Below are 13,885 nucleotides of genomic sequence, written 5' to 3'. Positions count from 1 at the left end.
ATTAGTTTTTTAAATAAATTTATTGGCAGGTAAGTTTTTGCCTGCCAATATTTTTAAATTCTTACACCCTTTTTTAAGTCTTATATATCAATAATATGACTACTACTCTTTATAAAAAAAATGTGGCAATCATTTTGTCTGTCATAGTTTTTTTCATGCTTTTTTCATGTTCAAAATCTAACGTTGATCACTATTATTTAATTGTTGGTTCATCCGCTAATGCTGTGGAGTTAGAGGTTGTGAACGATCTAAAAAAAGACCTTTCTAAGGTTGTAAATGAAGAAATTTTTATTCTTACAGATGTAGAAAAATTACCAGAATCTGGTACTCTTTTTATACTTGGAACTACAGAATCTAATACAATTATTAAAAAATTAGCTTCTGATAAAAAAATAGTACTCTCTACTAAGTTACCAGGGTCAAGAGGAGGAATTTGGGCAAAAACAAAACTAGAAAATGAGCAGGAAGCAATTGTTATTGGAGGGTCTGATGTAGAAGGATTTCAATACGCAATATATGATTACGCAAAAGAAATATTAGGTGTAGATCCATTTGAATATTGGACAGGTAAATTGCCTAGTGCGAAAACTAAAACGGCTATTTATGATTTTAAACCCAAAACTATAGCACCACCAAAAGTGCCAATTTTAGCATACTTTGAGAATGATGTAGATGAATTAGCAAATTACAGGGGGAAACTTTTAGAATACGATTGGGAGAGTTATACAGAAATGATAAACTCTTTAGTACGATTACGTTATAATGCAATCCAATTTTTTGACATGTTGGGCAGGCCAGAATTTTTTGTAAGACCTGAATATAAAAAATTAAACCCGAACTATCAGATAGATGTTGAATATCTAGACAAGATGATAGATTATGCCAAATTAAAGGGCATGAAAATTCAAATAGATTTTGAATTAGGGTACCAAATACATCCAATGGATGAAAGTAAAGCAGAATGTTGGGCTGAGTATAAAGAAGACTGGATCACTGCTTGGAAATATTATTTAGAAAAAACACCTTTAAGTAAAACAGATATTTATGTTTTACGCCCTAGAAATCAAGTTTGGGATTGGGAATATAAAAGCTCTTGTGGCGAATCTAAAATTGATGTTTTTAATGAAGTTTATGAGACCTTTGGTGCTCTTGTAGATCAATATAACCCTGATGCTAAAAAAGTAGCCATCTGTTATAGTGACGGTATGGAAATGTTTAATGAAGGTTTCACCCCTCCAGAAGATTGGACAGTAGTTTGGTCAGACCATGGTTTTGGAACTTTTGACCACGAAATAGAAGATACAAAAGGTTTTGATTTTGGCACCTATATGCATGCAGGGTATTGGTTAAATCACACCGTTCATAACCCGTATCCAGAGCTTGTTGAAACGGTAATGAAAGACATGTTTCAAAAATATGAAGCAGATAAATATTGCTTAGTTAATGGCCAAAATTTTAGACCATTCTTATTAAATCTTGAGGCTTATAGTCAAGTTTGTTACAATCCAGAAACTTTTACAAGTGATAGTTTTTATAAAAATTGGACAGAGCGTTATTTCAGTCCTAATGTTGCAGAACACGCTGTGGCGTCAATGCAATATCTACATAAAGCACAAGAAGGTAGAAAAGGCTATGTAGAGCATTTATGGGAAATAAGAGAAGCAGTCTCTTACCTTTCTAATGCTCCAATAGTACGCCCAGGAAAAACTCCAATCCCTTATGATTATGAGCGTGTTTTAGGAGATTTAGAAAATACAGCAAGAACCAAATCATATTTAGAAAAAGCATTTTTTGAAGCAGAAACAGGATATAAAAAAACAGATAAAAAAGATGTTTTTTACCATTCGTATATCTTTCTTCCAGTTCAGTTGTACACAGATTTAATTGAGTTTGAAACAGAACTTCATAAAATGGCAGTGCTTAAAAAGCGATACGAAACTACAAAGGACGATACTTTTTTAGAAGAGGCTATGGCAATACTTCCAGAAGCAAAAAGCAAACTTAAAATAGTTTTTGATCATAGAAGTACTGGCGATTTAGATAACAAATGGGAAAATTGGTATTCTATAAGTATTCGCCGACAAAATAATGGTTTCCCAACGTATGAGATGTTAGATGCTATTGAAGCAAATCTTAAAAAAATGGACACTTTAAATTAAGAAAAATGAGATTAATTAAAACACTTAAAAACAGCGTTGCTTTACTAGGTATTTCTCTCCTTTTTCTTACTTCTTGTAAAGATGAGACAGAAAATAAATTAGCTCAGAACACGATTAAAGAAACGGTAGATTATACCGCTAAAGTTTATCCGTTATTAGATTCAGAAAATTCAAGGTGGTTTTTCTTTTCGTCTGCAAATCGTCCTTTTGGTATGGTAAATTTAAATCCAGACACACAAATAGGAGGCGCTTGGGGTAGTGGTTATCGCTATAAAACAGACACAATTAAAGGTTTTAGTCATATTCATGCATGGCAATTATCGGGTGTTTCTGTAATGCCTGTTACTATTAATGAAAATAATAAGCAATCTATTTATAAAGATTTTTATTCGAAATTTAGTCATGAAACTGAGCAAATAGTACCAGGGTATCATTCTTTGGAATTAGATAGATATCAAATTAAAACAGAATTAACGAGTACAAAAAGAGTAGGTTTACATCAGTATAAGTTTCCTGAAAACAGCAAAAAGGGAATACTATTCAACTTAAATACAATATTAGGCCCTTGTGAAAATATAAATGGCTTTTTAGAACAAAATAATGGTAAAGAATTATCAGGTAAATTGGTAATGACACCTACGCATAGAAGACCGAAACCAATAACTGTATATTTTAAAGTGCTATTAAATACAGAAATAGCTTCTTTGGATAAGGATAAGGAAACAGGTAATTATCTTATTAATTTAAAAGATGATCAAAATTCAGTACTAATGAAAGTTGGTATTTCATACACATCGGTATCAAATGCAATTGCCAATATTGATAAAGAATTACCGAATTGGGACTTTAATGAAATTGTTGACGATTCAAAAACAGAATGGAACAGTTTATTAAGTAGAATTGAAGTAAAAGGTGGCTCCGAACAAGACCAAAAAAGATTTTACACCGATTTATGGCATGCCCTTCAAGGCCGTAGAACAATTAGCGACGTAAATGGTGCGTACCCAGATAATACAGGAAAAGAATTTAAAATAGGGCAATTGCCATTAGGTGCTAATGGTAAACCAAAATTTAACCAGTATAACTCAGATTCTTTCTGGGGAGCACAGTGGACTTTAAATACGTTATGGGGTCTTGCTTATCCTGAAATTGTAGAAGAATTCACACATTCATTAATGCAATATTATAAAGATGGAGGACTCATTCCTAGAGGACCATCAGGAGGAAATTACACCTATGTAATGACGGGAGCATCTGCTACACCGTTTATAGTTAGTGCTATTCAAAAAGGCATTGTAAAAGATGATTTAGAAGGTATTTATCAAGCTTTAAAAAAGAACCATATGTTGAATGGTATTATGGGTAAAGCGGGGTATGAACACACCACAAATTTAGGTGGCGGTTTAAAATATTATATAGATAATGGGTTTGTTCCTTATCCTATTCCGGAAGGAGATTTTGGTAGCCACCAAGATGGAGCTAGTATGACTATGGAGTATGCTTACCAAGATTGGACTTTGGCACAACTCGCAAAGAAATTAAATCATACTGAAGATTACGAGTACTTTATGAAACGATCATCAAACTATAAGAATGTTTTTAATAAGGAAATAGGGTGGATGTCTCCAAAAAATGTTCAAGGAGTATGGAAAAAAGATTATGATCCGTATCAAGCTGAAAACGGCTTTATAGAGTCAAACGGAGCACAATCTACATGGTTTGTTCCACATGATTTAAAAGGTTTGGCATTATTAATGGGAGGAGAAAAAGCTGCAGTTGATAAGTTAAATATTCAATTTGAAAAAGCAGAGAAATTAGGCTTTACAGCAGGTTCATCTCATTCTCAAGAAATGCATCCTGAATATAGTAGAATTCCTATCAACTTTGGTAACCAACCCTCGATACAAACTTCATTTGTGTTTAATCAATTAAACAGACCAGACCTTACGCAATTTTGGACACGTAAAGTAATAGCGAAAACTTTTAGTGGTTTAGCACCATCGACAGGTTATAATGGAGATGAAGATCAGGGCTTGATGGGGAGTTTAAATGTATTACTCAAAGTAGGCCTTTTTCAAATGAATGGCGGAACAGAAGAAAACCCTGAATACCAAATAGGGAGTCCTATTTTTGATGAAGTAACGATTGCATTAAATCCAGCGTATTACGCAAACAGTTCGTTTAAAATAAAAACGATTAACAATAGCTCAACAAATGTGTATGTAAATAAAATAACCTTAAATGGTGCCCCAATAGACAATTATAAAATTTCACAAAGTGAGGTTGTTGCTGGTGGAGAATTACTATTAGAAATGTCTAACAAACCTAATAAATGAAATCTAAATACACATTTGTAATACTATTTTTCGTTTGCTTTTCAGCATTTTCACAATTGAAAAATAAACCAGAACTCAACGAAGATTTTATGGATATGGGCTTCGGAATTTTTGTCCATTGGAGTATGGATTCACAATTGGGGAGTGTTATTAGTCACTCTTTAGTGGGGGCTTCTGATGATTATGTGAATAAGTATTTTAACGAACTTCCTAAAACATTTTATCCAGATAAATTTGATGCTGATGAATGGGCGCGTTTATTTAAAGTAGCGGGTGCAGAATATGTTGTTTTTACTGCAAAACACCATAACGGATTTTGTATGTGGGATACAAAAACGACGGACTTTAATATCATGAATACGCCTTATGGTAAAGATATTGTTGGAGAATTAATAACAGCATTACGTAAATACAATTTAAAAGTAGGTATTTATTTTTCTCCTGAAGATTTTAGTTTTATCCATAAACAAGGACATTTAATTTCTCGAAAAGGTCCAATGACACAAGTAACGGCAAATAAAGAGCTTTTTGAATACGATAAATTACAAGTTAAAGAGCTAATTAATAATTACGGCCCTATAGATGTGATGTTTTTTGATGCATTCCAAGCTAAGCCAATGGCGCAATATGTTCATGAAATAAATCCGGATATTGTGGTGACCAGAGGAGAAATGAGTACTCCAGAACAATCTATTCCCGGTGGCGCTATGCCTGGCCCTTGGGAAACGTGTATGACGATGGGTACGCAATGGCAATACAAACCTACAAATGAAGAATATAAAGATGGTTCAGAATTAATTGAGAAATTAATAGAAATTAGAGCTAAAGGTGGAAATTTTTTGATGAATATAGGCCCTAAGCCAAATGGTGAAATTCCTTTAGAGCAAGAAGAACGTTTGCGTGAAATAGGACTTTGGATGTATGTGAATGAAGAAGGTGTTAAAAATGTAAGGCCAGTACCTACTATTGTTAAAGATGGTGATATGTGGTTTACAAAAGATAAAGATGAAAATACCGCATATGTATTTATTACAGGACAAAAAGATTGGTTTAAAGGTTTTAGAAGAAATTTTCTTTTAAAAAACATAAAATCGACTAAAAAAACTACTGTTTCTGTATTAGGGCAGAATGATTTGATAGTAGAATATTGGCCAGAAAATACGCCGACGTCTCGGTTTATACAGCATAAGGATTTGTTAGAAATATCAATAAGTAGAGCACAGAGGCTTTATAACGATAAAGTATGGCCAAACCCAATTGTGGTAAAAATTACAGATGTAGAGTTTATTACTAAATAAGAATTTAATGCTAAATTGAATCATAAATAAGAACCAATGAAGAACGACGTATGCTGTAGAAATTTTTATTTGAGTTTAGGTTTTGTAATTATTTTTATGAGTAGTGCCTTAGCCCAATCATCCGATAAAATGGACTGGTGGAAAGATGCCAAATTTGGTATGTTTATGCATTGGGGTTTATACTCGCAGACTGCTGGGTATTGGGATGGACATGTAGCAAAAGGAAATGAACATTTCATGATTCATGAAAAAATAGCTTTAAAAGAGTATGCTACTATTGCAGACGATTTTAACCCGACTAACTTTGATGCAGAAAAATGGGTGCTTACCGCAAAGGAGGCAGGCATGAAATATATCATCATCACCTCTAAACACCATGATGGCTTTGCAATGTTTGATTCTCCGTCAAACGATTATAATATAAAAAGTAGAACACCCTACGCCAAAGATCCTATGAAAGAATTGGTGGCCGCTTGCCATAAGCACGACATGAAATTTGGGTTTTATTACTCTTTAGGTCGTGATTGGGAAGATCCTGATGTGGCAACAAATTGGCCACATAAAGGCGGACGTAGTAATTTGGTAGATTATCCAGATGAAGATATAAAAGTGTTTAGTCGTTATTTTGAACGAAAAGTGAAGCCACAAGTAAAAGAATTACTTACCCAATATGGGAAAATTGATGTTATGTGGTTTGATACTCCAGAATTAATTAGTTCTGAAGAAAGCAAAGAATTGAGAGAGTTGATACTTGATTTACAACCTCATTGTATTATAAACAGCCGTATTAAACATGGTTTTGGAGACTATAAAGTTACTGAGCAAGAAATTGTTGATGGCTTGGAAGTAGAACCTTGGGAAGCATGTATTACCATGGGGAAAAATTGGGGGTATATTGAGTATGATACCGTTTATAAATCTTCAGAATTAATGACCAGACAACTTCTTGAAATTGTAAGTAAAGGAGGGAATTTATTATTGAATAACGGTCCAACTGCAAAAGGAGAAATTACAGATTTAGCGCAAGAACGATTAGCTGAAATGGGTTCTTGGATCAAACAGAATGCTGAAGGCATCTATGGCTCTAAACCATGGAGCGTACAAAGTGAAAGACTTACAGAAATTGTTGAAAGCGTTAAGGAAACTAATGCTTCTGAAGAAGAAGATACCATGAAAGATAATTTGCATGATGGCACTTCTAAAGACATTTTCCCAGAAGTAATATTCACAACAAAGAATAACTTTATCTATGCCTACGTGTGCAGTACAACTACTGAAGAAGTAACCATTACGGCATTAGCGACAAAAAACGGAGCTAAAATAAAATCGGTGACACCACTAGACAGTTCAAAAAATGCAAAATGGAAGCAAACCACAAAGGGTCTTACCTTAAAAATACCTGTGATTAGTGATCAAGTTATTCCTATTTCTGGTTTTAGAATTGAATTAAAATAAAAAACGAATGCATAATTTTAGTTTTAAAATGATAGTAAAAAAGAGTTTCATAATTGCTTTAATACTACTTCCTGTCCTAGTTTTTTCACAGGAAAAATACACGTTTCAAAATCAAGAGTTGCCTATTGAAACAAGGGTAGATGATTTAATAGAGCGCTTAACTATCGAAGAAAAAATTTCCATGATGGTTTCTACAGCCGAAGCAATTTCTAGATTAGATGTAGAAAAATATTACCATGGTAATGAAGCATTGCATGGTGTGGTCAAAGGGGGGCGTTTTACGGTTTTTCCACAGGCTATTGCATTAGCCGCAACTTGGAATCCTGATTTAATTTATGATGTATCTACTGCTATTTCTGATGAAGCTAGGGGTAAATGGAATTTTTACAACCAAGGTAAAGATCAAAAAAATGTATATAGCGATTTGCTTACATTTTGGTCGCCAACCATTAATATGGCTAGAGATCCAAGATGGGGCAGAACACCAGAAACCTATGGTGAAGATCCTTATTTAACCAGTAGAATAGGAGTGTCTTTTGTAAAAGGTTTACAAGGTGATAATGCTAAGTATTTAAAGGTGGTTTCTACGCCAAAGCATTTTGTAGCCAACAACCAAGAAGATAACAGGTTTGCGTATAATGCTAAAATATCAGAAAAGTCATTACGGGAATATTATTTTCCGGCCTATAAAGCAACGGTGCAAGAAGGAAATGCACAATCTATAATGAGTGCTTATAATGCCATTAACGGAGTGCCTAGCACCGCGAATAGTTGGTTGTTAAACACCGTGCTGAGAGATGAATGGGGTTTTGAAGGGTATGTGGTGAGCGATTGTGGTGCACCGACGTATATTGAAAAATCACACAAATATGTATCTACAAAAGAACAAGCAGCAAAAGTAGCGTTAGAGGGTGGCTTAGATTTAGAATGCGGTAATGATATTTACGCCAAACACTTACTTACTGCTTATAATAATGGCTTAGTAACTAAAGAAAGTATAGATAAAGCAATCACAAGAATTTTAAAGGCACGTTTTAAATTAGGAATTTTTGATAGTACTGAAGCTAACCCTTATACTAAAATTTCTCCAGATGTAATTGGCTCAAAAGAGCATCAAAATTTAGCTTTAGAAACTTCTAGGCAATCTATTGTATTATTAAAAAATCAAAATGATATATTACCTATAAATCTTTCTCAAAAGAAAAAAATAGCGGTGGTAGGGTTTAATGCAAATCAAGTTGTTTTCGGAGATTATAGTGGCTTATCTGTAGTAAAACCAGTATCGCCTTTAGAAGGTATTAAAGCAAAAGTAGGTAGTAGTGCCGATATTACGTATGTAAAATGGAAAACAGCAGCTAGGAATTTAAACCTTATTGAAGCTGAAAATTTACGAAATGACCATAATGAGGAAACGGGCTTGTATGGAGAATATTTTGATGATAAATTCTTAGAAGGAACTCCGCAAACAAGAGTAGATAAGGTTGTTAATTTTGATCCTGTAAATAATCCGCCAGATCCTTATACAAGTTTTAGACATAAGTCTATGCGTTGGACAGGTTATATTACGCCTAACTTTTCAGGGACGTATAAAATCGGAGTTAATTCTGATGACGGTGTAAGAATGTGGTTGAATGATGAGCTTGTTGTTGATGAATGGCACAATCGGGGAATGACTACAGATCAAGTAGAAATAGCGATGGAGGCGGGAAAAAAATATGCCATCAAATTAGAATATTTTGATAATGGAGGCGATGCTATTTGCCAATTGTTATGGGAAGTACCAACCTTAACCGATGATTTGTATAAAGAAGATAAAGAGGTTGCTAGAGCTAGTGATTATGTTATTGCCGTTATGGGAATTAATAAATCTATTGAAAAAGAAGGTAGAGATAGAACAGATTTAGAATTACCAGAAGATCAAGTGAACTACCTAAAAGAGATTTATGCCGAAAATAAAAATATCATCGTGGTTTTAGTAGCAGGGAGTTCTCTGGCTATAAATTGGATGGATGAAAATGTACCAGCAATAGTAGACGCATGGTATCCTGGAGAAGCTGGTGGTACGGCCATTGCCGATGTATTATTTGGTGATTATAACCCTGCGGGTAGATTGCCTTTTACCTTTTACAAGTCGGTAAAAGACCTGCCAGATATGGATGATTATGAAGTGTCTAACGGAAGAACTTATATGTATTTTGAAGGTGATGTCTTGTATCCTTTTGGGTACGGATTAAGCTACACAAAATTTGAGTATGATAAGCTTAAAGTAAAATCAAAGGCTGATAAAATTACAGTAACAACAACCGTAAAAAATATTGGAAAGTATAAAGGGGATGAAGTAGTGCAGTTATATTTTAAAGCGATACATCCTTCTGAGAAAAGACCATTTAAAAAATTAATAGGCTTCAAAAGAGAATCTTTGGGGGTAGGAGTCTCTAAAACAATCACATTTGATGTTGCTAAAAAGGAGCTTGAATTTTGGGATGAAAAAACAAAAAAGTGGACTTTTGAAGAAGGTGATTATGAATTTATGATCGGAGCTTCTTCTAAGGATATCAGGTTACAAAAAACAAAAGCAATCAAATAATGAATTTCTCGCTCTCATATGTTCGTAGCGTTTTAGCACTTTTATTATTCACCTTAATTGGTTGTAAAAGTAATAAGACTAGGCTAAATGATATTCAAGTTATAGGCAGCCATAACTCTTATAAAATAGCGATAGAAAAGCCTTTGTATGATTATTTGTATAGCCTTGAACCTGAAAAAATAGAAGGATTACAGTACGGACATATATCATTAGAAAAACAATTAGATTTAGGGTTAAGAAATTTAGAGCTAGATGTTTTTCATGATCCACTAGGGGGGCATTTTTCAAATCCAAAAGGATTAGCAATTATAAAATCTTTAGGAGAAGAGCCTTTGGCTTTTGATGTGGAAGAAAAATTAAAAGTACCAGGGCTTAAAATGTTTCATGTACAAGATATTGATTTTAGAAGTCATGATTTACTCTTTAAAGACGGGCTACAATCTTTAAAAAAATGGTCTGATAATCATCCAGACCATTCCCCAATTGTTATTTTAATGAATACAAAAGATCAAAAGGTTCCGCAAACAAGAACGCCTTTAGTTTTTGATAAAAATGCCTTAGATAGTTTAGACGTAGAAATTAGAAGTGTTTTTCCTTCGGATAAATTGATCACCCCAGATCTTGTTCGTGGTAATTTTAAAACCTTAGAAGAAGCTATTTTAACTGTTGGTTGGCCTAAACTAAAGAATTTAAAAGGCAAGTTCTTATTTGTTTTGGATGAAAAAGAAGAGAGAATTAATGACTATTTAGTAGATCATCAATCTTTAAAAGGAAGAGTTCTTTTTGTAAATAGTAAAGAAGGTAACCCTGAAGCAGCCTTTAGAATTATAAATAACCCCGTTAAAGATTTTGAATATATTAAAACATTAGTAGCCAAAGGGTATATGGTACGCACGCGAGCAGATGCGGCTACAAAAGAAGCACGTACTAACAATTATAAGAAATTTAAAATGGCAGAAGCTTCTGGAGCACAAATAATTTCTACAGATTATTATGTGCGGTCTACCTTATTTACTTCTGAGTATAAAGTGATTTTTGATGATGGTACCTATGAAAGAATTAAAAAATAAAAGTATGTTTAAATATCTAGGAGTAATCTTGGTTTGTTTTCAAGGGGCTATTGTAATGGCGCAAGAGATTAAGAAGACAGAATTCTCAATTGTTGATGAGAGTAATACTGTAACAATTTTAATCGACAAAAAAGATGCAAAAGTGGTTTCTATTGCAGCAGCTATTTTTGCAAATGATGTTTTAAAAGTAACAGGGAAAAAGCCAGTTGTAAGTTCGAAAGCCCAATTAACTTCTTCGGCTATAATTGTAGGGACTATTGGTAAAAATACCATGATAGATAAACTGATTGCCTCTGGGAAGTTAGACGTTTCTGAGCTTCAAAATCAATGGGAACGTTATGCAATTCAAATTGTTAAAAACCCAAGTAAGGGTATAGATAAAGCTTTAGTCATTGTAGGTAGCGACCGCAGAGGAACAGCTTATGGTCTATTAGAATTGTCTAGAAAAATTGGTGTATCTCCTTGGGAATGGTGGGCAGATGTAACACCAGAAAAGAAAGAAGTACTTTCTGTTAGTATTCAAAATACGGTGTCTAAAAGTCCGTCTGTAAAATATAGAGGGGTATTTTTAAATGATGAAGATTGGGGTTTACAACGTTGGGCAGCTTTAAATTTTGAACCAGAAACAGGAGATATAGGTCCTAAAACGTATGCTAAAGTTTTTGAATTGTTATTGCGATTAAGAGCCAATACTATTTGGCCTGCTATGCATTCGAGTACCAAACCATTTTACTCGTATCCTGAGAATAAATTTGTGGCAGATGATTATGCTATAGTGATAGGCACATCACATGCAGAGCCTATGTTGAGCAACATTAATACAGAGTGGAAACATGATAAAATGGGTGAGTATCGCTATGATACAAATTCAGAAACTATTAAAAATCTATTTACGAAAAGAGTAAAAGAAACAGCAAAATTAGAAGGTATTTATACTACAGGAATGCGTGGAGAGCATGATTCGCCCATGATTGTTGGTGAGGATGATACAGATGCACAGGTTCATTTATTAGAGCGTGTTATTACAGATCAACGTGCCATATTAAAAAAGGAAACTAAAAAGAATCCAACAACTATTCCACAAGCATTTGTGCCTTATAAAGAAGTATTAAATTACTACCAAAGCGGATTAAAATTACCAGAAGATATTACATTGGTATGGACGGATGATAATTATGGGTATATGCGTCAATTAAGTACTCCTAAAGAACAAACAAGACCAGGTGGGGCAGGAGTATATTACCATACTTCATATTGGGGAAGGCCACATGATTATCTATGGCTAAATTCTACCAACCCTGTTTTAATGTGGGAAGAAATGTCTAAAGCTTACGAGTTCCAATCGCGTGATATTTGGATTTTGAATTGTGGCGATATCAAACCTCACGAATATAATATTGAGCTATTTTTAGACATGGCTTGGGATATGGATAACTTTGAAAAGAGTACGGCTGTGAAAACACATATGCAAAGTTGGGCAGCACGTGAATTTGGAAAAGAAACGGCCGCCGAAATTACCGATGTTTTATTCGAAAATAACCGCCTAGCCTACATCAGGCGCCCAGAATTTATGGCTTGGAGTCAGGTAGAACCTGTAACAAAAGAAGGAGAAACAGAATTAACGCAGTACCATTATGGCGATGAGGTTTCAGAACGTATTAAGAGTTATGAAACTATTATTGAAACTACAGAAGATTTATATGCAGGTATAGCTGATTATAGAAAAGATGCTTTTTATCAACTCGTATATTATCCTGTAATTGGAGCATCAAAACTAAACCAGAAATGGCTGTATAGTTTTAAAAATAAATTTACGGCAAAGCAAGGCAGGCAGAGTGCCAATGCGTTTGGAGCTTTATCAAAAGAAGCTTACCATCGTATAGAAAAAGAAACAACATATTACAATACAAAACTTCAAAACGGAAAGTGGAATCATATCATGACCATGGCTCCTCGGTTTTTACCTGTTTTTGCGCAACCTGCAACATCAAGTGTGCAAACAGATCAAAAAGCAAAATTAGGCTTAGCTTTAGAAGGGTACCAGATGGAAGTTAACGATGAAATCATAAACAGTTATGCAGATGTACTGCCTGTATTTAATAGCTACACCAATAGCACTTATTTTATTGATGTTTTTGCAGAAGGTAACGGATCAGTAGATTGGAGAGCAATACCAAAAGCAGATTGGATAAAATTATCAGAAGATAAAGGCACCTTACGTTCTGAAAATCTAGAAAAACGTATTTGGGTAAGTATCGATTGGACTAAAGTACCAAAAGGAGAGAACAAAAAAGAAGCTCCTCTAGGTCATGATTTTCAATTGATCCCACCAAGTTTTAAAGTAAATAGTGCTATAGATTTTATATCGGAAGGAAAAACAACAACGATAGGAGTTTCAGTTTATAATCCTGAATTTGATAATTTGAAAAACTATGAAGGTTTTGTAGAAGACAAAGGATATGTATCCATAAATGCGGAGAATTATACGCGAAAAAAAGCAGGTAATGAAGCAGATTGGCAGTTGTTTGAGGGTATTGGTTATACGAATAAGGTAATTACTGCTTTGCCTAGAAATACAACGCCAAATGTGAATTTAGATACCATTAAGGCAAATAGCCCTGTTTTAGAATATGATTTTTATACTTTTAACTTTGGAGAAGTAGCTGTAAATTTACAAGCAGTGCCTACCCATGCGCCACACGCTGGGATTGGCGTACGTTGCGCCGTTGCTATTGATGATGCAGCACCTGTACTAGTAGATTTTCAGACCATGGGGCGTAGTGATGAATGGAAAGAGAATGTACTTAAAAATGTATCAGTAAAATCAGCAAAACAAGTAGTAAATAAAGCAGGAGAACATACCTTAAAAATATGGATGGTAGACCCTGGAGTAATGATAGATCAAGTGTTGATAGATTTAGGAGGATGGAAAAAGAGCTATGCGTTTCCGAAAGAAACAGCAAAAAAATAAACAGTTTGT

General features: G+C 34.1%; 7 protein-coding genes. All 7 read left to right on the top strand.

Annotated elements, in window-relative coordinates:
• The first annotated feature begins 95 nt into the window (after nt 1-95).
• Genes H0I23_RS10095 through H0I23_RS10065 form a run of 7 tightly spaced genes read left to right on the top strand, consistent with a single transcriptional unit; the run spans nt 96 to nt 13,876 of the window.
• A complete protein-coding gene (locus H0I23_RS10095) occupies nt 96-2,159 on the top strand; it encodes a glycosyl hydrolase 115 family protein (protein WP_216783157.1) in 2,064 nt (687 codons plus the stop codon).
• A 5-nt stretch (nt 2,160-2,164) separates the two neighbouring features.
• Complete coding sequence (locus tag H0I23_RS10090; RefSeq protein WP_216783156.1) at nt 2,165-4,495, top strand: GH92 family glycosyl hydrolase; 2,331 nt, start codon at nt 2,165-2,167, stop codon at nt 4,493-4,495.
• Nucleotides 4,492-5,793, top strand: coding sequence for an alpha-L-fucosidase (locus tag H0I23_RS10085; RefSeq protein WP_216783154.1), 1,302 nt, complete (start codon nt 4,492-4,494; stop codon nt 5,791-5,793). Before H0I23_RS10090 ends, H0I23_RS10085 begins: the two co-directional genes overlap by 4 nt.
• A 36-nt stretch (nt 5,794-5,829) precedes the next feature.
• Nucleotides 5,830-7,248 carry an alpha-L-fucosidase gene (locus tag H0I23_RS10080; protein ID WP_216783153.1) on the top strand — a complete coding sequence of 473 codons (1,419 nt, stop codon included), beginning with the start codon at nt 5,830-5,832 and terminating at the stop codon, nt 7,246-7,248.
• Nucleotides 7,249-7,276: 28 nt separating this feature from the next.
• Nucleotides 7,277-9,835 (top strand): glycoside hydrolase family 3 protein, encoded by a 2,559-nt coding sequence (locus tag H0I23_RS10075; RefSeq protein WP_216783151.1) that lies wholly within the window; start codon nt 7,277-7,279, stop codon nt 9,833-9,835.
• On the top strand, nt 9,835-10,905 hold the full coding sequence (locus H0I23_RS10070; protein ID WP_216783149.1) for a phosphatidylinositol-specific phospholipase C1-like protein: 1,071 nt from the start codon (nt 9,835-9,837) through the stop codon (nt 10,903-10,905). Before H0I23_RS10075 ends, H0I23_RS10070 begins: the two co-directional genes overlap by 1 nt.
• Before the next feature lie 4 nt (nt 10,906-10,909).
• Nucleotides 10,910-13,876, top strand: a complete 2,967-nt coding sequence (locus tag H0I23_RS10065; protein WP_216783148.1) for a glycosyl hydrolase 115 family protein — start codon at nt 10,910-10,912, stop codon at nt 13,874-13,876.
• The last annotated feature ends 9 nt before the right edge of the window (nt 13,877-13,885 follow it).

Source organism: Cellulophaga sp. HaHaR_3_176, assembly GCF_019021925.1.
Classification (GTDB): Bacteria; Bacteroidota; Bacteroidia; order Flavobacteriales; family Flavobacteriaceae; genus Cellulophaga.
The sequence above is the reverse complement of the archived record's forward strand: the minus strand, read 5'-3'. Positions and strand labels throughout refer to the sequence as shown.

Excerpts from the sequence above, each read along its gene's own strand:
- H0I23_RS10095 (WP_216783157.1), top strand. The coding sequence starts at position 96 with ATGACTACTACTCTTTATAAAAAAAATGTGGCAATCATTTTGTCTGTC.
- H0I23_RS10090 (WP_216783156.1), top strand. The coding sequence starts at position 2,165 with ATGAGATTAATTAAAACACTTAAAAACAGCGTTGCTTTACTAGGTATT.
- H0I23_RS10085 (WP_216783154.1), top strand. The coding sequence starts at position 4,492 with ATGAAATCTAAATACACATTTGTAATACTATTTTTCGTTTGCTTTTCA.
- H0I23_RS10080 (WP_216783153.1), top strand. The coding sequence starts at position 5,830 with ATGAAGAACGACGTATGCTGTAGAAATTTTTATTTGAGTTTAGGTTTT.
- H0I23_RS10075 (WP_216783151.1), top strand. The coding sequence starts at position 7,277 with ATGATAGTAAAAAAGAGTTTCATAATTGCTTTAATACTACTTCCTGTC.
- H0I23_RS10070 (WP_216783149.1), top strand. The coding sequence starts at position 9,835 with ATGAATTTCTCGCTCTCATATGTTCGTAGCGTTTTAGCACTTTTATTA.
- H0I23_RS10065 (WP_216783148.1), top strand. The coding sequence starts at position 10,910 with ATGTTTAAATATCTAGGAGTAATCTTGGTTTGTTTTCAAGGGGCTATT.